General features: G+C 67.7%; 24 protein-coding genes. 8 read left to right on the forward strand and 16 right to left on the reverse strand.

Translation table 11 applies throughout. The features are described 5' to 3' along the window. Positions 1-11 precede the first annotated feature (11 nt). The 8 genes from pufQ to NHN26_RS06145 all read right to left on the reverse strand — a co-directional run bounded on the left by pufQ (position 12) and on the right by NHN26_RS06145 (position 7,465). On the reverse strand, positions 12-233 hold the full coding sequence (pufQ, locus tag NHN26_RS06110; RefSeq protein ID WP_132693282.1) for a cytochrome PufQ: 222 nt from the start codon (positions 231-233) through the stop codon (positions 12-14). Then, positions 230-1,711: a chlorophyllide a reductase subunit Z gene (gene bchZ / locus NHN26_RS06115; RefSeq protein WP_253088615.1), complete on the reverse strand. Its 1,482-nt coding sequence runs from the start codon at positions 1,709-1,711 to the stop codon at positions 230-232. Before bchZ ends, pufQ begins: the two co-directional genes overlap by 4 nt. After that, the gene (bchY, locus tag NHN26_RS06120; RefSeq protein ID WP_253088616.1) at positions 1,711-3,291 is read right to left on the reverse strand and encodes a chlorophyllide a reductase subunit Y; all 1,581 of its coding nucleotides are present in this window, start codon (positions 3,289-3,291) and stop codon (positions 1,711-1,713) included. The genes bchZ and bchY overlap by 1 nt, the downstream gene beginning before the upstream one ends. Next, positions 3,288-3,425: a hypothetical protein gene (locus NHN26_RS06125; RefSeq protein WP_165899110.1), complete on the reverse strand. Its 138-nt coding sequence runs from the start codon at positions 3,423-3,425 to the stop codon at positions 3,288-3,290. Before NHN26_RS06125 ends, bchY begins: the two co-directional genes overlap by 4 nt. Next, complete coding sequence (locus NHN26_RS06130) at positions 3,418-4,419, reverse strand: chlorophyllide a reductase iron protein subunit X (RefSeq protein ID WP_253088617.1); 1,002 nt, start codon at positions 4,417-4,419, stop codon at positions 3,418-3,420. The genes NHN26_RS06125 and NHN26_RS06130 overlap by 8 nt, the downstream gene beginning before the upstream one ends. Then, a complete protein-coding gene (gene bchC / locus NHN26_RS06135) occupies positions 4,409-5,356 on the reverse strand; it encodes a chlorophyll synthesis pathway protein BchC (RefSeq protein ID WP_253088618.1) in 948 nt (315 codons plus the stop codon). Before bchC ends, NHN26_RS06130 begins: the two co-directional genes overlap by 11 nt. A 121-nt stretch (positions 5,357-5,477) precedes the next feature. Then, positions 5,478-6,599 carry an acetylserotonin O-methyltransferase gene (locus NHN26_RS06140; RefSeq protein ID WP_253088619.1) on the reverse strand — a complete coding sequence of 374 codons (1,122 nt, stop codon included), beginning with the start codon at positions 6,597-6,599 and terminating at the stop codon, positions 5,478-5,480. Then, positions 6,596-7,465 (reverse strand): polyprenyl synthetase family protein, encoded by an 870-nt coding sequence (locus tag NHN26_RS06145; protein ID WP_253088620.1) that lies wholly within the window; start codon positions 7,463-7,465, stop codon positions 6,596-6,598. Before NHN26_RS06145 ends, NHN26_RS06140 begins: the two co-directional genes overlap by 4 nt. 127 nt (positions 7,466-7,592) lie before the next feature. Between NHN26_RS06145 and crtD the strand changes: the two genes are divergently transcribed. Continuing rightward, a complete protein-coding gene (gene crtD, locus NHN26_RS06150; RefSeq protein WP_253088621.1) occupies positions 7,593-9,083 on the forward strand; it encodes a 1-hydroxycarotenoid 3,4-desaturase CrtD in 1,491 nt (496 codons plus the stop codon). A gap of 41 nt (positions 9,084-9,124) precedes the next feature. After that, a complete protein-coding gene (gene crtC / locus NHN26_RS06155; protein ID WP_354595924.1) occupies positions 9,125-10,000 on the forward strand; it encodes a carotenoid 1,2-hydratase in 876 nt (291 codons plus the stop codon). A 39-nt stretch (positions 10,001-10,039) separates the two neighbouring features. On the opposite strand, the gene NHN26_RS06160 is transcribed toward crtC, so the two are convergent. Then, positions 10,040-11,212, reverse strand: a complete 1,173-nt coding sequence (locus NHN26_RS06160; protein ID WP_253088622.1) for an acetyl-CoA C-acyltransferase — start codon at positions 11,210-11,212, stop codon at positions 10,040-10,042. 86 nt (positions 11,213-11,298) lie between these two features. On the opposite strand from NHN26_RS06160, the gene NHN26_RS06165 reads away from it, so the two are divergent. The 3 genes from NHN26_RS06165 to NHN26_RS06175 all read left to right on the forward strand — a co-directional run bounded on the left by NHN26_RS06165 (position 11,299) and on the right by NHN26_RS06175 (position 14,020). After that, a complete protein-coding gene (locus tag NHN26_RS06165) occupies positions 11,299-11,643 on the forward strand; it encodes an STAS domain-containing protein (RefSeq protein WP_253088623.1) in 345 nt (114 codons plus the stop codon). After that, on the forward strand, positions 11,640-12,140 hold the full coding sequence (locus NHN26_RS06170; RefSeq protein ID WP_253088624.1) for an ATP-binding protein: 501 nt from the start codon (positions 11,640-11,642) through the stop codon (positions 12,138-12,140). Before NHN26_RS06165 ends, NHN26_RS06170 begins: the two co-directional genes overlap by 4 nt. 299 nt (positions 12,141-12,439) lie before the next feature. Next, positions 12,440-14,020 (forward strand): gamma-glutamyltransferase family protein, encoded by a 1,581-nt coding sequence (locus tag NHN26_RS06175; RefSeq protein WP_253088625.1) that lies wholly within the window; start codon positions 12,440-12,442, stop codon positions 14,018-14,020. A 13-nt stretch (positions 14,021-14,033) separates the two neighbouring features. Here NHN26_RS06175 and hspQ read toward each other — a convergent pair whose 3' ends face one another. Continuing rightward, positions 14,034-14,360 carry a heat shock protein HspQ gene (gene hspQ / locus NHN26_RS06180; protein ID WP_253088654.1) on the reverse strand — a complete coding sequence of 109 codons (327 nt, stop codon included), beginning with the start codon at positions 14,358-14,360 and terminating at the stop codon, positions 14,034-14,036. A gap of 232 nt (positions 14,361-14,592) precedes the next feature. On the opposite strand from hspQ, the gene NHN26_RS06185 reads away from it, so the two are divergent. Next, entirely contained in the window at positions 14,593-15,168 is a 576-nt protein-coding gene (locus NHN26_RS06185) for a transglycosylase SLT domain-containing protein (protein ID WP_253088626.1), read from the forward strand. 9 nt (positions 15,169-15,177) lie between these two features. Here the strand turns inward: NHN26_RS06185 and NHN26_RS06190 are convergent, their stop codons facing one another. From NHN26_RS06190 to NHN26_RS06210, 5 genes are all read right to left on the reverse strand, one after another. Beyond that, on the reverse strand, positions 15,178-15,360 hold the full coding sequence (locus NHN26_RS06190; protein ID WP_132693269.1) for a Trm112 family protein: 183 nt from the start codon (positions 15,358-15,360) through the stop codon (positions 15,178-15,180). After that, a complete protein-coding gene (locus NHN26_RS06195) occupies positions 15,357-16,001 on the reverse strand; it encodes an LON peptidase substrate-binding domain-containing protein (RefSeq protein WP_253088627.1) in 645 nt (214 codons plus the stop codon). The genes NHN26_RS06190 and NHN26_RS06195 overlap by 4 nt, the downstream gene beginning before the upstream one ends. Positions 16,002-16,028: 27 nt before the next feature. Beyond that, positions 16,029-16,940, reverse strand: coding sequence for a thioredoxin (gene trxA / locus NHN26_RS06200; protein WP_253088655.1), 912 nt, complete (start codon positions 16,938-16,940; stop codon positions 16,029-16,031). 72 nt (positions 16,941-17,012) lie between these two features. Then, positions 17,013-17,801 carry an exodeoxyribonuclease III gene (locus NHN26_RS06205; protein WP_253088628.1) on the reverse strand — a complete coding sequence of 263 codons (789 nt, stop codon included), beginning with the start codon at positions 17,799-17,801 and terminating at the stop codon, positions 17,013-17,015. Between the two features lie 175 nt (positions 17,802-17,976). After that, entirely contained in the window at positions 17,977-18,663 is a 687-nt protein-coding gene (locus NHN26_RS06210; RefSeq protein ID WP_132693266.1) for a response regulator transcription factor, read from the reverse strand. Between the two features lie 155 nt (positions 18,664-18,818). Here NHN26_RS06210 and ribA point away from each other — a divergent pair, with 155 nt between their 5' ends. After that, positions 18,819-19,895: a GTP cyclohydrolase II gene (gene ribA, locus NHN26_RS06215; RefSeq protein ID WP_253088629.1), complete on the forward strand. Its 1,077-nt coding sequence runs from the start codon at positions 18,819-18,821 to the stop codon at positions 19,893-19,895. A gap of 12 nt (positions 19,896-19,907) precedes the next feature. Here the strand turns inward: ribA and NHN26_RS06220 are convergent, their stop codons facing one another. Continuing rightward, positions 19,908-20,108 carry a hypothetical protein gene (locus NHN26_RS06220; protein WP_243641930.1) on the reverse strand — a complete coding sequence of 67 codons (201 nt, stop codon included), beginning with the start codon at positions 20,106-20,108 and terminating at the stop codon, positions 19,908-19,910. Between the two features lie 123 nt (positions 20,109-20,231). On the opposite strand from NHN26_RS06220, the gene NHN26_RS06225 reads away from it, so the two are divergent. Continuing rightward, positions 20,232-20,726 (forward strand): L,D-transpeptidase family protein, encoded by a 495-nt coding sequence (locus NHN26_RS06225; protein ID WP_253088630.1) that lies wholly within the window; start codon positions 20,232-20,234, stop codon positions 20,724-20,726. Positions 20,727-20,731: the final 5 nt, after the last annotated feature.

The following is a 20,731-nucleotide window of genomic DNA, read 5'->3' on the forward strand; positions in this document are numbered from 1 at the left end:
CGCCTGATCGCTCAGGCGGAAAAGATCATGGGCGTGATGATCCGCGCCTGGCTCCAGGCGCGGGCGATCGGGCCCTTTGTGTTCAGATCACCGTTGCGCAGCACCGACAGCAGCGTGGCAATGAAGGCCAGCGGCAGCGCTGCGAGGAAGATGATCGTGAAGTAGACGGCGAATTCCGCTTTCGGCGGCCGGTGCGCGCGTGCGACATGGACGTCGGAAGTCTGGTCGGTCATCTGCTGTCTCCCTTTTCAAGTCGTTCGAAACCGGCAGGCGCAAGCGCCTCGACCGTTTCCCGCACCACCCGCTCGGCACCCTGTTCGAGCGCAGCCTTCTCGGCCGCGTCGCGCAGGGATTTCGCTGCGGAGATGCGAGTGAGAACCGGGTGTTCCGCCACGATCCTGTCGAGAAGCGCCTGAGCGTCCTCGTCCCAGGGAAAGTCGCGGCGAAGCCGGGTAGGCGTCGCTGCGGCCGAGTCCATCTCGGCGCCCAGCGGCAGAATGTGGAAGAGTGCGTCGAACAGAGCGTTGCACACTTCCTGAAGCAGATAGGTCGCACCGGCATAACCCATGAAGGGCGTCCCCGTCGCGCGCCGGATCGCCGCACCCGGGAAGCCCGCCGGGATGAAGGCCGGCTTCGGCCCATGCCCGGCCGACAGCTCGGCCAGATAGATCTTCTCGTTGATCGAGCCCATCACGACCAGCGGCCGCTTCTGCGCCATCAGCGCACGGACCTGTTCGTTGTCGGTCTTGGCGCCGCGCTGGCGGGCCACCGCAAAGGCGCAGGGAAAACCCAGATCGCTTTCCATGAAGTGGCGCACGCCGCGGGCATAGGTCTCGTTCGCGACGATGGCAAAGCTGGCCGTGGCAAAGAAATCCTGCGTCACCGACCGCCAAAGATCCCAGACCGGCTTGATCGTCGAATGCTTCTCGCGCGCGATGAAGGGCTCGGGGTCAAGGCCCAGCATCTCGCCCAGCTTGCGCAGGAATTTCGTCGTCGAGTCGACGCCGATGGGCGCCTGAAGGTAAGGCTTGCCCAGAACCTCGGCCAGGCCGCGCCCGAACTCGCGATACATCACGATGTTGACGTCGGCATTCACCAGGTTGCGCATCTCGGCCAGATGGGCACCCAGCGGCATCACCATGTTGACCTCGGCGCCAATGCCTTCGACCAGGCGCCGGATCTCGGCCAGGTCGGAGGGCATGTTGAACACGCCATACATCGGCCCAAGGATGTTGACCCGCGGCTTCGCGCCTTCTTCGCGCTTCTTCTCGGGGGGCATCCGACCCTTGGTCATACCGAACTCGGTGAAGATCCAGGTCATCGCCCGGTCGGCGGCTTCCCATTGATCCTCGTCGATGGTGCGCGGCAGGAAGCGCTGGATGTTGGTGCCCATGGGCGTCACGCCGCCGCCGATCATCTCGGCGATCGAACCGGTGACGACGACCGCGGGCAGCGCCGGGTCCAGCGTCTTCCAGGCGCGCTTCATCGCGCCCTCCGTGCCATCGCGGCCCAGTTCTTCCTCGCCCAGGCCGGTGACGACGATGGGCAACTCGTGCGGGGGCAGCGCGTCGGTGTAGTGCAGCACAGAGGTGACCGGCAGGTTCTCGCAGCCCACAGGGCCGTCGATGACCACCTGCAGGCCCTTGACGGCACAGAAGGCGTAAACGGCCCCCCAGTACCCTCCGGCTCTGTCGTGATCCTGAACCAGCATCAGATCATTTCCTCCGCCTTCTCGGCGCGACGCTTCTTGTCGAGTTTCTTCTGGTGGGCTTCCCGGAACTCGGGGTGGAGATTCGGATTCCCCTCCCACACGCCCGCGGTATCGCCCTCTCCGACACCTTCGAAGAATTCGCGCATCGACGCCATGCGGCCCTTGTTCGCAATCGCCGAGTTCACCACCTGCGCGAGCGACCCCGCCCCGGCCGGTCCCATCAGCGGACGAGCCGAAATCAGGTTGGTGAAGTAGAGGCCCGGGATCGCCAGTTCCTTGGCCTTCTGCACGACCGGCGTGGTGCCGATGGCAAGATCGGGCCGGATCGCCTCCATCGCGGCGCAATCATCCTCGAGCGAGGCGCGGAACTTGACCTTGACGCCCTTGGATTCCAGCCAGTCGCGATCGGCTTCGGATTGCTTCGTCTTCGCACAAGCCGTTCCGACATAAGGAATATTTGCACCGGACTCGATCAGCAGACGGGCCACCAGCAGTTCCGATCCCTCATAGCCCGACAGCGTGATCGTGCCGTTGATCGGCGCCCCGGCCAGCGCGCCCTTGATGGCGGGCAGGAACATGTTCTGCGCCGCCGCGACCTTGTCGGCAGGCAGGCCGAAGGCATCGCCGATATTGGCAAGCCAAGCGGCTGTGCCATCATGTCCCACCGGGGCCGAGCCGACGATGGGCCGGCCGGCCGCGTCGAATTCACGCATGGCCGCGGTGTAGAACGGATGGATCGCCGCCACGGCGCCGCAATCCAGCGCTGCGTAAAGCTCGCGCCATTCGCGGCAGGGCACGACGGGGCCGCAGGCCAGCCCCAGCGGGTCGAGCAGCTTGCCGATCACGATGGGATCGGCCGGGAACATCTCGCCCAGAAGCGTCACGGTCGGCCGGTCGGACAGCCCGCCCTCGGGCGCGGCGACGGGGCCTGCCATGATCTCCTTGCGGGCATAGTTCAGCATCGCGCCCGCCAGCACGTCCTTGGCCTCGGCATGGGTCGGCACGCCGAAACCCGGCACGTCGATGCCCACGATCCGCACGCCGTTGATCTCGTCCGGCAGCAGCCGCAGCGGCACGCCCGAGGCGGTGGGAACGCACAGGTTCGTAACCACGATGGCGTCATAGCGGTCGGGATCGGCCAGTTCGTGCACCGCCTCGCGGATATCCTCGAACAGCTTGCCGGTGACCAGCGTTTCGGAACTGAACGGGACGTAGCCCACCGACCGCCGCGCGCCGTAGAAATGGCTGACGAAGGTCAGGCCATAGACGCAGCAGGCCGACCCCGACAGCACCGTCGCCACGCGCCGCATCCGGAGGCCCACGCGGAGCGAGCCGAAGGCCGGGCACATGCTTTGCGGCTTGTCATGCGGGCCTTGCGGATAATCCTTGGCATACTGGTCGAGAATCTCGGACTTGCCCGCGCTGCGGGCTGCCGTTTCCATCTCGCCCGCTCCGGCATGGCAGCCCATGCCGTCGCCCAGCGCCGGATCGACCGCCTGGGGGGCGTTTCCCTGCCCCCTTGGCGTGCCTTCGATCACCTGCGCCCTGTGGGCGGTGTCATATGTGACCTCTTCGGTCATGCGTCCTCCATCTCGCGCATGGGGGCCGGTTCGCGGTCGGCCGCCTTGCGATGCGCGTCAGGTTCCGGTTTCTCGTGATGGGAGAGCGCCTTCAGCGCCGCGTCCCAGCGGGAGAGTTCGTCGAGGTCAAACATCGTCGTAGACCACCTCGAGGGATTTCTTGGGCTTGGCGTTCTTGCCGCGCATGTCCGCGTCGGTCGCGGGCATCAGTTCGAACCCGGCGCCGGTTTCCTCGGGGCTGAACAGGCCCAGCAGGCCGTCCTGGTCCAGCGGCGCGGGCCGGATCGGCGGGGCCTCTGCCACGGCTTCGGCCAGCGCGCCGAACAGCTCGCCCCAGGGCCCGGCATTGGTGCCGACGATCTGGTAATTGGCCGATTTCCGGCGTAGCTCCTCGTCCTGCGGGATCGCGGCCAGCACGGGGATGTTCACCGCCTTGGCGAAAGCCTGCGCCTCGCCGGTGCCATCATCCTTGTTGATGACCAGCCCCGCGACGCCGACATTGCCGCCGAGCTTGCGGAAATATTCCACCGCCGAGCAGACATTGTTGGCCACATAGAGCGATTGCAGGTCGTTGCTGCCCACCAGGATCACCTTCTGCGCCATGTCGCGGGCGATGGGCAGGCCGAAGCCGCCGCAGACCACGTCGCCCAGGAAGTCGAGCAGGACATAGTCGAAATCCCAGTCGTGGAAGCCCAGCTTTTCCAGCAGTTCGAAGCCGTGGATGATGCCGCGCCCGCCGCAGCCGCGGCCGACCTCGGGGCCGCCGAGTTCCATCGCGAAGACGCCGTTCCGCTTGAAGCAGACATCGCCGATCTGCACCTCTTCGCCAGCGAGCTTCTTCCTGGTCGAGGTCTCGATGATCGTCGGGCAGGCCTTGCCGCCGAACAGCAGGCTGGTCGTGTCCGATTTCGGGTCGCAGCCGATCAGGAGCACGCGCTTGCCCTGTTCGGCCATCATGTTGGACAGGTTGGCCAGCGTGAACGACTTGCCGATGCCGCCCTTGCCGTAGATCGCGATGATCTGGGTCTTCTTGGTCGGCTCGGTCAGGGGGATGTCATCCAGAGGCTCGTTCGCCTCGTCCCTCAACCGCTGGTCGATGTCTTTGATATTCGGGACATCAAGCGTCATGTTCGGCTCCCCAGTTCAGGATCATTTTCAGACAGGCAGGATCGTTGAATGCGGTTTCATAGGCTTCTGCGGCCTTTTCCGCGGGAACGCTGTGGGTAATCAGACCCCCCAGCGACAACGCCCCGGCTTCCACAAGCTGGCGCGTTGCAATCAGGTCGTCGCGCTCCCACTCGGCGGCGATGCGCAGCCGGGCCTCCTTCATGAAGGCGGGCGGGAAGGCGAAGGACAGAGGTTGGGTATAGAACCCGGCCAGCACCACCTCGCCGCCCTTGGCGATGCGGGTGATGAGGCTGTCAAGCAGGCTGCCGACGCCCGAGGCGTCGTAGATCGTGCGGTAGTCGCGGCGCGGGTCCTCGTCGGGGTGCAGCACTTCGTAGCCTTCGGCGCCACCGGCCCGGGCGGGGTTGATCTCCCACACGGTCGGGGCGGGGGCACCGGCGGCGATGGTCAGCCGCGCCAGAAGGCGGCCCAGAACGCCGTGGCCCACGATGAGTTCCGGCATCTTCTTGTCGACGCCCGCCAGCGCGTGCCGCGCCGTCGCGGCCAGCGCCAGCAACGCCCCCTCGGCACCAAGGCCAGGGTCGATGCGGGTCACGCGGCTGGCATCGGTCACCAGCCGCCGGGCGGAGCCGCCGAACAGGCCGAACGCCCCGTCATAGCAGTTGGCACCGGGCACGAAGACGCGCTCGCCCACCTTGAAATTCGTGTCGGACCCGGCCTCGACCACCTCGCCCGCGGCCTCGTAGCCGGGCACCAGCGGATAGCCCATGCCGGGGAAGGGCGGCATCTCGCCGGTATAGAACAACTTTTCGGTGCCGGTGGAGATGCCGGAATGCGAGATCTGCACGACCAGATCGCGCGGCCCCGGCTCCGTCAGCGCCAGCCTGCCGAGCCCAAGCTCCTTGGGGCCCCGAAGGATGACGGCTGTGGTTTCCATGGGCAACTCCCTTCCCGCTTCTCCCCCGAGTGACTCGGGACTCACACATCGGTGATCGGTTTTTGTCAGTTTACTTGGACAGCCCCAAGTGTCAACTTTATTAGACAGGTCGGCGCGACCATTATGTCGCCCCAGGCTTACACCCGGTCACGACCGACGTGACAAAGGCGCGCCGGGGGCGGGGGGTTTCGATCCGCTCGAATCCGGCCTCGCGCATCAGCTCCGCGATCCGCGCCTGCGACCGCGCCTTTCCGGTCTGCATCGCCATGCAGTAAAAGGCGAAATAGGCATCCCCCGCCCGGTCCGGGCGCGCGCCGCCCGCCATCGGCTCGGACACGATGAACCGTCCGCCGGGCGGCAGCGCCGCAAAGATTTTCGCCATCAATGCGCGCACCGTTTCGTCCGCATGGTCATAACAGACCCGGATCAGCGAGATCGCATCCGCCCCCGCGGGCAGCGGATCGTCGCGGAAGCTGCCCCCAGTGACGGTGACGCGATCCGCCATGCCCGCCGCGCGAAACCGCGCCTCGGCGGCGGGCACCACGGCGGGCAGGTCGAACAGCGTCATCTTCAGGCCCGGATTGGCCGCACCGATGGCCGCCAGAAACGCGCCGGTGCCGCCGCCCACGTCCAGAAGATGCGTGATGCCCTCAAACGGGATCGTGCGCAGCGTTTCCTCGGCCACCAGCGCCTGGCTGTCGGCCATCAGTTGCGAGTAGCGTTGCGCCACCTCCGGGTTTTCGGCCGCGCCCGCGCCGAAGACATAGGGCCAGAAGCGGGCAAGCTCGGTCTCGCGCGCACCACGCAGCAGCGCGACCGGATCCTCGAGGTCACGATAGAAGACATCATGGTGGCGGATCATGCCGATCACGCCGGGCGCCCCGACCAGCGCCGCGCCCAGCGCGGAAAGCTGATAGCCGCCCTCCACCCTGTCGAACAGGCCCAGCGCGGTTGCGGCCTGGCACAGCGCCTCCATCCGGTCCTCGGGGATGCGGCTGCGGTCGGCCAGCGCGGCAACGGTTTGCGGCGCGTCGAACGTGGCCTCCAGCAGGTCCAGTTCGACCACAGCATAAAGCACCTGGCTGTAGACGAAGCCCGAAACCAGGTCGAACAGCCGCTCGCCCTCGCGCCGCGCATGCCCGCGGGTCAGGGGAAAGCGGCTGGCCCAGGACTGGAACCCGCGCGAGGCGATCTTGCGGTTGCGCCAGCGGCGCCAGCCGAACCCGCGAGAGGCGTCAGTCATTCGGCGGCCTGGCGCGAGGGCTCGGGGATCAGCCGTTCGGCCATGACGCGGACCATCTGGGCCAGCTGCGCCTCGCCCGGGCAGGACGGGATCGAGGCGATGGCGCCCGACAGGATGTCCTTGAACCGCTGCACGGCGCCATCGACGCCCAGTTCGGCCACGGCGCTCGGCCGACCATTGGCGGCGTCCTGACCAGCGGGCTTGCCCATCGTCTCGGCGTCAAGCAGCGCGTCCTTCAGGTCATCGGCGACCTGGAACGCCTCGCCGATGCGGTCGCCCAGTTCCTCCCACGGCTCGGCCTCATGGCCGGCCGCAACGGCGCCCATCGAGGTCGCCGCGATGAACAACGCGCCGGTCTTGGCGCGGTGATAGGCGGACAGGTCGATCTTGTCCTCGCTCTCCCAGCCCTGCCCCGCGCAGATGCCATAGGGCATGCCGGTGCGCACGCCGAGGATGCGGATCAGTTCCACTGCGCGCTGGCAGTCGTGATGCGCCGCACGCGCCAGCACCTCGAACCCCGCGACGATCAGGCTGTCGCCGGTCAACAGCGCCAGCGGCTCGCCATAGGCCTTGTGCAAAGCGGGCTTGCCGCGGCGGATATCGGCATTGTCGAAACAGGGCATGTCGTCATGCACAAGGCTGGCGGAATGGATCAGCTCGATCGCCACCGCGGCGGCATCGGCCAGTTCCGGCTTGCCGTCGCCGCAGGCCAGCGCGACATTCAGGCAGATCCTGGGACGGATGCGCGCACCGCCCGGAGACATCGCGTATTCCAGCGCCGAGGCGAGTTTCGGCGGGGCGGCCCCGGCCTGTCCCTCTGCGATCGCACGGCTGATGGCGGATTCGATGCGGCCCGAAAGGTCCATGTTGGCTCCCCGTTCTGGTCCGGCCCGCCGCACATTCCCGATGTGTCAGGCCAGCGAGACATTCACGATTGTAAATCAGGATGGACAGTCTAAGGTTTCGAGTCAACATTCCTTGAGGTGGATCAAGATGGCCGCAAGGGCTGAGGAAATCGTCGTCATCGGCGCCGGGATGGGGGGGCTTTCGGCGGCGATCCGGCTGGCCCATGCGGGGCTGAAGGTGCATGTCGTGGACCGCGCGCCCGGGCCGGGCGGCAAGATGCGCACGATGGCGACCGAGGCCGGGCCGGTCGATGCGGGGCCCACGGTGATGACCCTGCGCCCCGTCTTCGAAGAGCTTTTCGACAGTACCGGCGCGCGGCTGTCCGACTATGTGACGCTGCACCGCGAAGAGGTTCTGGCGCGGCACTGGTGGCCCGATGGCGGAACGCTGGACCTCTTCGCCGACGAAGCGGCCAGCGCGGACGCCGTGGGCGCCTTTGCCGGGGCGCAGGCGGAACGCGAGTTCCGCGCCTTCTGCGCCCGGGCAAAGCGGCTCTATCAGGCGTTCGAGGGGCCGATGATGCTGGCGGGCACGCCCTCGCAGGGCGCTCTGACGCGGCATGTGCTGATCCATCCCAGGCTGATCCTCGACATGGCGCCGCACAGGACGCTGGCGAAAACGCTGGGCGCGCGGTTCACCGATCCCCGGCTCGCGCAGCTCTTCGGGCGCTATGCCACCTATGTCGGCGGCTCGCCCTTCCGTTCGCCCGCGATCCTGGGGCTGATCTGGCATGCCGAGGCGCAGGGCGTCTGGCGGGTCGAGGGCGGCATGAAACGGCTGGCCCACGGGCTGGAACGGCTGGCCCGCACGCAGGGCGCCGCCTTCACCTTCGGCACCGGGGCCGCACAGATCGAGACGCGCGCGGGCCGCGTCGCGGCCGTGCACCTGGAGGATGGCACCCGCCTGCCCGCCGATATCGTCGTCTTCAACGGCGATCCGGCCGCGCTGGGGGCGGGGCTGCTGGGCGAGGGCCTGCGCGACACCCTGCCGCGCGCGGCCACCCATCCGCGCAGCCTGTCGGCCTATGTCTGGTCCTATGCCGCCATCCCGAAAGGGCCGGAGCTTGTCCACCACAACGTCTTTTTCTGCACCGATCCGCATACCGAATTCGATCCGATCGCAAAGGGCCATATGCCCGAGGACGGCACGCTCTATATCTGCGCGCAGGACCGGGGCACCGGCGCCTCTCCGCAGGGGCTGGAACGGTTCGAGATCATCATGAACGGCCCGCCCCAGGCGGACGGGGCCGATCCGACAGACGAGGAGAAAGAGACGTGCCGGACACGCACCTTCGAGACGCTGGCCCGGTTCGGGCTGGCCTTCGATCCGACGCCGGGGACGGACTGGCTGACGACGCCCAGGCAGTTCGCGAAGCTGTTCCCCGCCTCGGAAGGTTCCCTATACGGGCGGAGCCCGCACGGCCTGACAGCCTCGTTGAAGAAGCCCACGGCCCGGACGAAGGTGGCGGGGCTTTATCTGGCGGGGGGGGGCGCGCATCCGGGGGCGGGCATCCCCATGGCAACCCTCTCCGGCCGGCACGCGGCCGCGGCGATCTTGACGGACCTTGCTTCGACCTAGAGGTACCGCCCGACGGCTATGCCTGGTGGTATGTCGACGGCATCAGCCATGACGGCGAACAGCAGATTTCCATCATCTCGTTCATCGGCTCGGTGTTCTCGCCCTGGTATCGCTGGTCGGGCCGGAAGAACCCTGAAAACCATTGCTGCATCAACGTCGCCACCTATGGCCGCGGCGGGCGCTGGACGATGACCGACCGCGGACAGGCCGCCCTGCGCCAGTCGCGCAACAGGTTCGAGGTGGGACCGTCGAAACTGACCTGGACCGGCAGCCAGTTGCTGATCGACATCGACGAGGTTGCCTGGCCAAGGATGCAGCGGCTGAAGGGGCGGGTCAGGGTGACGCCGTCCGCGATCACCTCGGTCGAGTTGCCGCTGAAGCAGGACGGAAGCCATGTCTGGCGGCCCTTCGCGCCCTCGTCCGAGATCGAGGTGGACCTGAACCAGCCCGGCTGGCAATGGACGGGGCATGGCTATTTCGATGCGAATTTCGGCATCCACGCGCTGGAGGACGATTTCAGCTACTGGACCTGGGGCCGGTTCCCGACGCGCGACAACGGCGCCTACTGCTTCTACGATGCCAGCGTGCGGGACGGGTCCGAACTGGCGGTGGGGCTGCATTTCGGCGCGGATGGCTCGGCCGAGGTGATCGACGCGCCGCCGCGCACGCGGTTCGCCCGGTCGAAATGGCTGGTCCGGCGCGAGACGCGCGCCGACCCGGGCTATGTGCCGCAACAGGTCCACGACATGCTGGACGCACCGTTCTATTGCCGCTCGGCGGTGCGCACCCGGGTCTTCGGCGAGGAAATGGTGGGCGTGCACGAGGCGCTGGATCTGGACCGCTTCGCCAGCCCGCTTCTGAAGCCGATGCTGGCCGTCCGGGTGCCGCGCCGGTCGGGCTGGCGTTTTCAGGACTAGGACCGGGCCGCCTTGCCGGTGCAGGGCGGCCCGCTTGGCTCAGGGCCGCTCGATGGCGATGGCGGTGCCCTCGCCGCCGCCGATGCAGATCGCCGCGACGCCGCGTTTCAACCCGCGCTTTTCCAGCGCGTTCAGCAGCGTGACGATGATCCGCGTGCCAGAGGCACCGATCGGGTGGCCCAGCGCACAGGCGCCGCCATTCACGTTCACCCGCTCGCGCGGCAGCCCCATCTCGTGCATGAAGGCCATGGGCACCACGGCGAAAGCCTCGTTCACCTCCCACAGATCGACATCGTCCCTGGTCCAGCCGATCCGCGCCAGCAGCTTCTGCGCGGCCGGAACCGGCGCGGTCGTGAACCAGCCCGGGGCCTGCGCGTGGCTTGCATGGCCCAGGATGCGGGCGCGGATCGGCAGGCCGCGCGCCTCGGCCTCGGCGCGGGTCGCCAGGATCAGCGCCGCCGCCCCGTCCGAGATCGACGAGGAATTGGCCGCCGTCACCGTGCCGTCCTTGCGGAAGGCGGGTTTCAACTGCGGGATCTTCTCGGGCCGTGCATTGGCGGGCTGTTCGTCCTCGGCCACCACCGTCTCGCCCCTGCGCGAGGCCACGGTAACGGGCACGATCTCGCCCTCGAAGGCCCCGGATTTCTGCGCCGCCAGCGCATTGGACAGCGAGCCCAGCGCATATTCGTCCTGCGCCTCGCGCGTGAACTGGAAATGCCCGGCGCAATCCTCGGCAAAGGTGCCCATCAGGCGACCCTTGTCATAGGCGTCTTCCAGCCCGTCGAGGAACATGTGGTCGATCACCTGACCATGGCCGATCCGCGCGCCGCCGCGCATCGCGGGCAACAGGTAGGGGGCGTTGGTCATGCTTTCCATGCCACCGGCGCAGATCACCGCGGCGGCGCCCAGCGCCAGCTGGTCATGCGCGATCATCGCGGCCTTCATCCCCGAGCCGCACATCTTGTTCAGCGTGGTCGCGGGCACATCCTCGCCCAGCCCCGCCTTGAACCCCGCCTGCCGCGCGGGGGCCTGCCCCTGGCCCGCAGGCAACACGCAGCCCATCAGCAATTCATCGACCGTCCCGACGCCTGCGCCCGCCATCGCCGCACGAATCGCGGCACCGCCCAGCGTGGGCGCATCGACGTCGGCGAACACGCCCTGAAAGCCGCCCATGGGCGTGCGCGCCGCTCCGCAGATCACAACCTCGTTCATGCCGTCCTCCCGCATTTGACGACCATCACTTACAGAATGGTAACGATTGGCGTCTAGCCTCAACACCGGATCACAGGAGAGTCCGCATGGAACTGCACACCGAAACCCGTGACGACGCGCTGCATGTGACCGTCGCTGAACCGCGCATCGACTCGGCGGTGGCGATCCGGTTCAAGGACCGCATGCGCGAAGTGGCGGCAGACGGCCCGGCGCGCGTCGTGCTGGATCTGGGCGCGGTCGATTTCCTCGACAGCAGCGGCCTTGGCGCGGTCGTGGCCGTGATGAAACTGCTCGGGCCGGGCCGCACGCTGGAACTTTGCAACCTGACCCCCAATGTCGAAAAGGTGTTCCGCCTGACGCGGATGGACCGGGTCTTCACCATCCATCCCGACACCGAGGCGGCCTTTGCGGACAAGCGGTCGATCGCATGACCCTGCCGGACGGGATGCGGGGTGGGATCGCCCCATCCGACGACGCCCGGGACGCCAGTTGTTGCGAGGCGGAGGCCGCGTTGATCGTGGTGGAGGCCACGCCCATGGGAGTTCGCTGCGCCCTGGCCGAGATGCGGACACGCTTCGCCCCGGCAGGCCCTGGTCCCGACCTGCTCGGCATGGCCGAGACGGTCCTGGCGGAAGCGCTGAACAACGTGGTCGAACATGCCTACCGTCACGGCGGCAACGGCCCGATCGAACTGCGCCTTGTGCATTGCGGCACGCGGCTGAAGGTCGACCTGCGCGACTATGGTGACCCGATGCCCGCCGGCGTTCTGCCCGGCGGCGCGCTGCCTGCCTATGAGGGCTCCGGGGACGGCCCGCCCGAGGGCGGGTTCGGCTGGTTCCTGATCCGTGCGCTGGCCCGGGACCTGTCCTATATCCGCGAGAACGGACAGAACCGCCTGCGCTTCTTCGTGCCGCTGGCCGAGGCGTGAACGCGGGGCCGCACTGGCACCCCGGCCGCGAGGCTCCCTCCGCCCCTCCGGGATCGGCCCGCAAGGTCAGGGCGACCCGATCACGCCTCTGCCCGACGCCTGTCCGGGCGTCGCATCCTCTGCCCACCCCCGAACCGCCGCGCGACTGCCTGCCATGGGTTCCCGCCGAACCGTTCGATGCGGATCGCAATCCGCATCGGCTGCGCATGGCGATGGACGCCCCTTCTCGCCCTTGAAAAACGCATTGGCTTCCCCCCCCTGCCCGTCCTAACGTCCCGGCAAAGGCGAGGGAGGAGAGCATGCGCGATTACCAGCTTCCAGGCCGGTCGGCCGTTTTCGCAACGAACGGACTCTGCGCCACATCGCACCCGCTGGCGGCGCGGGTGGCGGTGCAGATGCTGGAATCGGGTGGCAATGCGGTGGATGCCGCCATCGCGGGGGCCGTGCTGCTGGGCATCTGCGAACCGCACATGACCGGGATCGGCGGCGACTGTTTCGTGCTGCTGAAACCGGCGGGCGAGGACCGCATCCTTGCGCTGAACGGCTCGGGCCGGGCGCCCGCGGGGCTGGACGCCGCGGCGTTGCGCGGCCGCGGGCTGGCCGCCATGCCGACCCACACCGCCGACGCGGTCACCGTGCCGGGCGCCATCGACGCCTTCTGCCGCCTGTCCGCGGACTGGGGCCGCGCCGGGATGGCCGCCAGCCTCGCCCCCGCGATCCACTATGCAGAGGCGGGCGTGCCCGTCGCCCCCCGCACCGCCTGGGACTGGGGCTGCACCCAAGGAAACCTGCAGGGCGACGCCCGCCGGTTCTACCTGATCGACGGCGCAGCGCCGCGCCCCGGCCAGGTCTTTCGCGCGCCGATGCAGGCCCAGGTGCTGCGCCGTGTCGCCACCGAGGGCCGCGCGGGCTATTACGAGGGCGAGGTGGCCGAGGACATGGTGGCCTCGCTCCGCGCGCTGGGCGGCACGCATACGCTGGAGGATTTCGCCGCCACCGCCTGCGACTGGACAGATCCGGTCAGCGGCACCTACAAGGGCATCGAACTGGTCGAGCATCCGCCGAACGGGCAGGGCGCAACCGCGATCCTGATGGCGAACATCCTGTCGCATTTCGACCTGGCCGCGATGGACCCGCTGGGCGCCCAACGCGCCCATATCGAGGCCGAGGCGGCAAAACTGGCCTATGACGCGCGCAACCGCTTCATCGCCGACCCCGCGCACATGACCCGTCTCGATCACATGCTGGCGCCGGACACGGCCGCAGGTCTGGCCGCGCTGATCGACCCCGGCCGGGCGATGGAAAGCCCCGCGGCACTGGCGGAATCGGTGCACAAGGACACGATCTACCTGACCGTGGTCGACCGCGACCGGATGGCGGTCTCACTGATCTATTCGGTGTTCCACGCCTTCGGCTCGGGGCTGGCGTCAGCCAAGTTCGGCATCAATTTCCAGAACCGCGGCGCGGGCTTCACGCTGGCCGAGGGCCACCCGAACGAGGCCGCGGGCGGCAAGCGGCCGATGCACACGATCATCCCCGCGATGCTGAAAAGGAACGGCCGCGTGCTGATGCCCTTCGGCGTGATGGGCGGGGCCTATCAGGCAAACGGGCATGCGCGATTCCTGACCAATGTGGTCGATTTCGGCATGCACCCACAGCAGGCCATCGACGCGCCGCGCAGTTTCACCGATGCAGGCCAGATGCAGGTCGAGCGGGGGTATCCGGACGCGGTGCGGGCGGAACTGGCCGCGCTGGGCCACGAGGTCGCGATCCCCGATGTCCCGATCGGCGGCGCCCAGGCGATCCTGATCGACGAGGCGGCGGGCGTGCTGCAAGGCGCGTCCGACCCGCGCAAGGATGGCTGCGCGCTGGGCTACTAGGCCCGGCGCATCCTCAGTTCAGCTGGAATTGCAGCGGGTAATGCCCATCCTCGAACTCGCCGAACAGATCGGCAAGGTCGGGATGGTCAATCGGCTCGCCGGTGTCGTCGGGCACCAGATTTTGCTCCGACACATAGGCGACGTAATAGCTGTGGTCGTTCTCGGCCAGCAGGTGGTAGAAGGGCTGGTCCTTCGCGGGCCGGCTTTCCTCGGGGATGGCGTCATACCATTCCTCGGTGTTCGAGAACATCGCATCGACATCGAACACGACTCCGCGGAAGGGGTGCTTGCGATGCCGCACCACCTGACCAAGACCGTATTTCGCGCGTGTCGTTCGCATCGTCATCCAACCCCCATGAGGCCACAATACTGCCGCAACGCGGACAGAGTCCATGCGACAGCACGCGGCGCATGGAAACAGATTGTGATGCCCGGCCCCACAGTGCCCCCTGCACCGCGCGAACCGATGCCACCTCGCGCTTTTCTGATCCGGACCTGCCGGATGGGCGTTTTCCCGCCGCGCGATTTCGCCTATGGTGGCGGCAACAATAAAGATAACGAGGCCGGGGCAGATGAGCAGAGTCCTTCTCGTGGTGGTCATTCTTGCGCTTGCAGGCTGCGGCGGTGGGTATTCGCCCCCGCGCGAGCTGGACAATGCGTGCGGAATCGCCCGCGAGCGTCCGAACTATGTCCGCGCGATGGAGCGCGCCGAACGGCGCTGGGGCGTTCCCGTCCATGTGCAGATGGCGGTGATGCACCAGGAAAGCAAGTTCGTGGGCGATGCCCGCACGCCGCACCAATACGTCCTGGGCATCATCCCGATGGGCCGACAAAGTTCGGCCTATGGCTATGCCCAGGCCATCGACGGAACCTGGGACGACTATGTCCGCGCCACCGGAAAGCGCGGGGCCAGGCGCGACAGGATCAATGACGCGACCGATTTCATGGGCTGGTACATGAACCGGAGCCGCGACATGCTGGGTATTCCGCTGCATGACGCGCGCAACCAGTACCTAGCCTATCACGAGGGACAGGCGGGGTTTGCAAGGCAGAGCTACATGGCCAAGCCTTGGCTTATCAAGGTCGCCGACCGGGTGTCGAACCGCGCCGATCTCTATCGCGGGCAACTGGCGCGCTGTCGACGCTGACAGGCGCGCTCAATCCAGGCGGCGCGCCTCGTCCACCAGCATGATCGGGATGCCGCCCCGGATCGGAAAGGCCAGCCCCGCGGCCCGCGACACCAGTTCCCGCCGCTCGGCATCATAGGCCAGCGGCGCATGCGTCACCGGACAGACCAGCGACTCGAGCATCCTTCGGTCGGCATGGAACGTCTCTGTCATTGCATCGTCTCCTCGTCCGTGCCGCTGCGCAGCGCGAATTCGATCAGGGTGACCAGCGTCTCGCGCCGGGTCGTCAGCGAGGGCGCCTCGAGCAGGGCCTGCCTGTCCTCGGGCGCAAAGGGACAGAGCATCGACAGCGAGTTGATCAACAGTTCGTCCTCGGCCTCCTTCAGACTGTCCCAGTCGGTGGCAAGGCCCCGGCTGGAGAAGAAACGCTTCAGGAGATCCATGAACTTCGCCCGGTCGAACCGGGTATCGTCCTCGCCCGGGCCAAGATCGCGCGCGAACCCGTCCCAGGACACATCCGCCCGCAGATAGGGGGTAAAACCCGGCTGCTCGCGCGTGATCCGGTAGCGCGAGATGCCCGACAGCGTGATCATGTAGCGCCCGTCCTCGGTTTCCGAGAACGCGGTGACACGGCCCGCACAGCCGATGGCATGCAGCCTGCGCTCGCCCCCGCCGGGCACCTCGCGCGGCTGGATCATGCCGATCAGCCGGTGTGGCGTCTTCAGCGTGTCGTCCAGCATCGCCAGATAGCGCGGCTCGAAGATGTGCAGGGGAAGCCGTGCCCGGGGCAGCAGAAGCGCCCCGGGAAGCGGGAAGACGGGGATCGTTTCGGGTAGATCGGCGGCGGAGAACATACCCTGCAAGCTAGGCCGCGACACCGGTCAGGCAAATATCATCGAGGACAGTTTCCGCCGTCCCCTGAGGACAATCGGATCCTGCGGCTTCAGCGCGTCGAAGATGATGAAAAGCTGGGTCTTGGCCGCCCCCTCGTTCCACTCGCGGTCACGGCGGAACAGTTCCAGCAATTCGTCGACCGCTTCCTCGATCTCGCCCGCGGCATGCAGCGCCTTGGCCAGATCGAACCGCGCCTGGTGATCGTCCGGGTCATGCTCGACCGCGGCGCGCAGATCGGCCACCGGCCCTGCCTCGGCCGCCTGCCGGGCCAGCGCCAGCTGCGCGCGCGCCGCCTCGATCTCGGGGCTGCCGGCGATCTCGGGGGGAACCGCGGCCAGCAGGGCTTCGGCCTGCTCTGTCTCCTTCAGCGCCAGATGCGCCCGGACCAGCCCGCCATAGGCCGCCGCGTGCCCGGGATCCTCGCCGAGAACGGCGGCAAAGGTCTGCGCGGCATCCACCACCGCCCCCTCCGCCAGCATCAGCTCGGCCGCCTCCACCGCCTCGGACAGCCCCCCATCCCCCGCCACCGCGGCGACCCGCTGCACGAAGGCCCGGATCTCGGACTGCGGCAACGCGCCCTGGAACCCGTCCAGCGGCTGACCCTGAAAGAAGGCATAGACCGTCGGGATCGACTGGATGCGCAGCTGGGCGGCGATCTGCTGGTTCTCGTCGACATTCATCTTGACCATGCGCACCTTGCCGCCCGCCTCGGTCACCGCCGCTTCCAGCATGGGACCCAGCGTCTTGCACGGACCGCACCAGGGCGCCCAGAAATCGACGATGACGGGCACCTCGCGCGACACCTCGATGACATCCTGCAGGAAGGTCATTTCCGAGATGTCCTTGATCAGGTCGTCCTGCGGCCCGGCACCGCGCGCATTGCCGCCAAGTTCAAGCATGTCGTCATCTCCGCGTTTCATCGGTTTCGCGCCTTATATGAGCGTCTAGGGGAAAAACCCAAGGGCGAACTCCTACAGATCGAAGCTGGCCAGCACCGGCGCGTGGTCCGACGGCTGCTCCCAGCCGCGCACCGCGCGCAGGATGCGGCTGGAATGGGCCGCCCCGGCGATATCGGACGAGGCCCAGATGTGATCGAGTCGGCGCCCCTTGTCCGCGGCGTCCCAGTCGCGCGCGCGGTAGGACCACCAGGAGTACAGCTTGCCCTCGGGAATATCGGCCCGGGTGACATCGACCCAGCCGCCCGCCTCCTGCGCCTGGCCCAGATGGTCGACCTCGACCGGCGTGTGGCTGACCACCTTCAGAAGCTGCCTGTGCGACCAGACGTCATCCTCGCGCGGCGCGATGTTCAGGTCGCCCACCAGGATCGCACGATCCGGCCGATTGTCGCGGAACCAGTCGCGCATCTCCGCGACATAGTCGAGCTTCTGGCCGAACTTCTCGTTCACCGCGCGGTCCGGCACATCGCCACCCGCCGGCACATAGACATTGTGGATCGTGACCCCGCCTTCCAGCCGCGCGGCCACATGGCGGGCATGGCCGAGCCCCGCGAAATCCATCTCGCCCGCATCTTCCAGCGGCAGTCTCGACAGGATGGCGACGCCGTTATAGCCCTTCTGCCCGCGGGCCACGACATGGCCGTAGCCCAGGTCCCGGAACGTCGCCAGCGGCATCTTGTCGACCGGGCTCTTGCACTCCTGCAGGCAAAGGATGTCGGGCGCCTCTTCGGTCAGCAGCCGTTTCACCAGCCCCTCGCGCAGCCGGATCGAGTTGATGTTCCAGGTGGCCAGCGTGAAGGGCATCCGTGCGTCTCTCTCTGTCCCGTTACAAGCCGCGCCACCCTAGGCCGCCGCCCCGCAAGCCTCAAGGCACAGCCCCCGCCCCATCCCTTCTTCTGGCCGGAAATATCCCGGGGGTCCGGGGGCAGCGCCCCCCCCCGGTCGGCTCGCATCGCGAGCCGAAACCCCTCGCCACCGCTCAGGCGACCAGCCTATAGCCCCCCGACTCGGTCACCAGCAGCCGCGCGTTCGAGGGATCGGGCTCGATCTTCTGGCGCAGCCGGTAGATATGGGTCTCAAGCGTATGCGTGGTGACACCCGCATTGTAGCCCCAGACCTCGTGCAGCAGCACATCGCGCGCCACCACGCCTTCGGAGGCCCGATACAGGAACTTGAGGATGTTGGTCTCCTTCTCGGTCAGCCGGATCTTGCGCTCGTCCTCGGTGATCAGCATCTTCATCGCCGGCTTGAACGTGTAGGGACCAAGCTGGAAGATCGCGTCCTCGGACTGCTCGTGCTGGCGCAGCTGCGCGCGGATGCGCGCCAGCAGGACGGGGAACTTGAACGGCTTGGTCACATAGTCGTTCGCCCCCGCATCGAGGCCCAGGATCGTGTCGGCATCGCTGTCATGCCCCGTCAGCATGATGATGGGGCATTTGACGTTCTGCTTGCGCATCAGACGGCACAATTCGCGCCCGTCGGTATCGGGCAGGCCGACATCCAGGATCACCAGGTCGTAGATCGCGGCCTTGGCCTTCTCCATCGCCTCGTGACCGCTGCCCGCCTCGAACACGTCGAAATCCTCGGTCATCACCAGCTGTTCGCTCAGCGCCTCGCGCAGGTCCTCGTCATCGTCGACCAACAGGATTTTCTTCAGGTTGCTCATGTCTCTGCCTCCTCTGTCGCCTTGCCGCCCAGATGTGCGCCCGGCACCCGGTCACAAGTTTTGCAACAGGGTGCTCACGCAAGCGTGTGGCGGGGAAGGGATTTGTTTCATATCTGTCGGCTTTGGCGCTACAGACGCGCAGGAAAGGATCGCCCATGCCGCTTGGCCCCGACAGCACCGAACGCATCGCGCGTGCCCGCGGCGATCTGCGCATGGGGGTGCCGGTGGTGGTGGGCGGGCTCGTGATCGCCGCGGCCGAGACGCTGACGCCCGAAAGGCTGGCGGCCTTGCGCGGGCTGGGGGATGCGGTGCTGGCGATCACCGCGCGGCGGGCGGCAACGCTCAAGGCGCGGCCCTATGATGGCGACATCGCCCGGCTGCGCCTGCCCGCCGATGTCGAACCGGGCTGGGTGCAGGCGGTGGCCGACCCGGCGGACGATCTGCAGAACCCGCTGCTCGGGCCGTTCGTCTCGCTGCGGGACGGCGATGCGGCGGCCCATCGCGCGGCGATCGGGCTGGCGAAATCCGCGCGTCTTCTGCCTGCCGTTCTGGCGGTCGGGATCGCCGATCCCGCAGGGCTGGCCTCGGCGCAGGGCCTGACCCTTGTCAGTCTGGCCGAGGCCGCGGCGGCGCTGGCCGACGAAACGCATCTTGCCGAGGTCGTCTCGGCCCGCGTGCCGCTGGCGGTGTCCAAGGCCACAAGGCTGCATGTCTTCCGCCCCGCCGATGGCAGCGAGGAACATTACGCGGTCGAGATCGGCACCCCCCCGCGCGGTGCGCCGGTGCTGGCGCGGCTGCATTCGGCCTGTTTCACCGGCGATCTGCTGGGCAGCCTGAAATGCGATTGCGGCGCGCAACTGAACGCCGCGCTGGCACAGATGGGGGCCGAGGGGGCGGGCGTGCTGCTCTACCTGAACCAGGAGGGGCGCGGCATCGGGCTTGCCAACAAGATGCGCGCCTATTCGCTTCAGGATCAGGGCTTTGACACGGTCGAGGCGAACCACCGGCTCGGCTTCGAGGATGACGAGCGCGATTTCCGTCTGGGTGCGGCGATCCTGCGCGAGATGGGCTTTTCCGCCGTCCGGCTGATGACCAACAACCCCGCCAAGATCGAGATGATGCGCGCGAACGGCATAGATGTCGTCGGCCGCGTGCCGCTCAAGGTCGGGCACACGGCCGAGAATGCCCGCTACCTTGCGACCAAGGCCGAGAAGTCCGGGCACCTTCTGTAGCGCAGCGCGGGCTCAGCCCTGATGCGGCGGGCGCATCTGGCGGATCGCCGATTCGATGGCGCGCCAGGTCTCGGCATCCGCATCCTCGCCAGCCGCCTCATGCGCGGCGGCCTTCTGCGCCGCCTCGGCCTGCGCCTTGTCGCCATGGGCCGCCAGGAGCGAACGGGCGTATTCCATCACCTTGGCCGTTTCCATCTCGAACCTCCGTGTCATGGTTGCACCGGGGCAGGCCGGGCGACCCACCCGTCAGCAAGGGTAACATGATCTGCGCGACCGGGGCTTGATCGACCGCAAGACCCCTTCCCCAAACCGCCCGCTTGCGCCAGTCTGCCCATGATGCGTGCAACCGACCTTGTCCTGACCCCCACCCATCTGCGCTTTGCCGGGCGAAACTTTCCCCGATCCATCGGGCGCGGCGGCATCACCGGCGACAAGCGCGAGGGGGACGGCGCAACGCCCCGGGGCGTGCACCGAATCGTGGGGATGCTCTACCGCCCCGACCGGATCGCGCGGCCCGCGGCGTGGGCGGTGCCCATCGGTCCGTCTGACCTGTGGTCGGACGATCCCCGGCACGAGGATTACAACCTCATGGTCCGCGCGCCCTATCCCCACAGCCATGAAAGGCTGCGCCGAGCCGATCCGCTTTACGATCTGGTTCTGGTCACCGACTGGAACTGGCCCTTCGCCGAACGCGGGCGCGGCTCGGCGATCTTCCTGCACCAGTGGCGCAAGCCAAGGCATCCGACGGCGGGCTGCGTCGCCCTTTCCCGCCACGACCTGCGCTGGATCGCCGGACGGCTGACCCATGCCAGCCGGTTGATCGTGCGTTAGCGGCG

The sequence above is a fragment of the Rhodovulum tesquicola genome, assembly GCF_024128855.1.
GTDB lineage: Bacteria > Pseudomonadota > Alphaproteobacteria > Rhodobacterales > Rhodobacteraceae > Rhodovulum > Rhodovulum tesquicola.

Coding starts and splice junctions, on each gene's coding strand:
- NHN26_RS06210 (WP_132693266.1), bottom strand. CDS start 18,663: ATGAGCAACCTGAAGAAAATCCTGTTGGTCGACGATGACGAGGACCTG.
- crtD (WP_253088621.1), top strand. CDS start 7,593: ATGGCCGCAAGGGCTGAGGAAATCGTCGTCATCGGCGCCGGGATGGGG.
- bchZ (WP_253088615.1), bottom strand. CDS start 1,711: ATGCTGGTTCAGGATCACGACAGAGCCGGAGGGTACTGGGGGGCCGTT.
- bchC (WP_253088618.1), bottom strand. CDS start 5,356: ATGGAAACCACAGCCGTCATCCTTCGGGGCCCCAAGGAGCTTGGGCTC.
- trxA (WP_253088655.1), bottom strand. CDS start 16,940: ATGCTTGAACTTGGCGGCAATGCGCGCGGTGCCGGGCCGCAGGACGAC.
- pufQ (WP_132693282.1), bottom strand. CDS start 233: ATGACCGACCAGACTTCCGACGTCCATGTCGCACGCGCGCACCGGCCG.
- NHN26_RS06185 (WP_253088626.1), top strand. CDS start 14,593: ATGAGCAGAGTCCTTCTCGTGGTGGTCATTCTTGCGCTTGCAGGCTGC.
- NHN26_RS06140 (WP_253088619.1), bottom strand. CDS start 6,599: ATGACTGACGCCTCTCGCGGGTTCGGCTGGCGCCGCTGGCGCAACCGC.
- NHN26_RS06190 (WP_132693269.1), bottom strand. CDS start 15,360: ATGACAGAGACGTTCCATGCCGACCGAAGGATGCTCGAGTCGCTGGTC.
- NHN26_RS06170 (WP_253088624.1), top strand. CDS start 11,640: ATGACCCTGCCGGACGGGATGCGGGGTGGGATCGCCCCATCCGACGAC.
- NHN26_RS06220 (WP_243641930.1), bottom strand. CDS start 20,108: ATGACACGGAGGTTCGAGATGGAAACGGCCAAGGTGATGGAATACGCC.
- hspQ (WP_253088654.1), bottom strand. CDS start 14,360: ATGCGAACGACACGCGCGAAATACGGTCTTGGTCAGGTGGTGCGGCAT.
- NHN26_RS06175 (WP_253088625.1), top strand. CDS start 12,440: ATGCGCGATTACCAGCTTCCAGGCCGGTCGGCCGTTTTCGCAACGAAC.
- NHN26_RS06125 (WP_165899110.1), bottom strand. CDS start 3,425: ATGTTTGACCTCGACGAACTCTCCCGCTGGGACGCGGCGCTGAAGGCG.
- ribA (WP_253088629.1), top strand. CDS start 18,819: ATGCCGCTTGGCCCCGACAGCACCGAACGCATCGCGCGTGCCCGCGGC.
- bchY (WP_253088616.1), bottom strand. CDS start 3,291: ATGACCGAAGAGGTCACATATGACACCGCCCACAGGGCGCAGGTGATC.
- NHN26_RS06145 (WP_253088620.1), bottom strand. CDS start 7,465: ATGGACCTTTCGGGCCGCATCGAATCCGCCATCAGCCGTGCGATCGCA.
- NHN26_RS06225 (WP_253088630.1), top strand. CDS start 20,232: ATGCGTGCAACCGACCTTGTCCTGACCCCCACCCATCTGCGCTTTGCC.
- NHN26_RS06160 (WP_253088622.1), bottom strand. CDS start 11,212: ATGAACGAGGTTGTGATCTGCGGAGCGGCGCGCACGCCCATGGGCGGC.
- NHN26_RS06165 (WP_253088623.1), top strand. CDS start 11,299: ATGGAACTGCACACCGAAACCCGTGACGACGCGCTGCATGTGACCGTC.
- NHN26_RS06205 (WP_253088628.1), bottom strand. CDS start 17,801: ATGCCCTTCACGCTGGCCACCTGGAACATCAACTCGATCCGGCTGCGC.
- NHN26_RS06195 (WP_253088627.1), bottom strand. CDS start 16,001: ATGTTCTCCGCCGCCGATCTACCCGAAACGATCCCCGTCTTCCCGCTT.
- NHN26_RS06130 (WP_253088617.1), bottom strand. CDS start 4,419: ATGACGCTTGATGTCCCGAATATCAAAGACATCGACCAGCGGTTGAGG.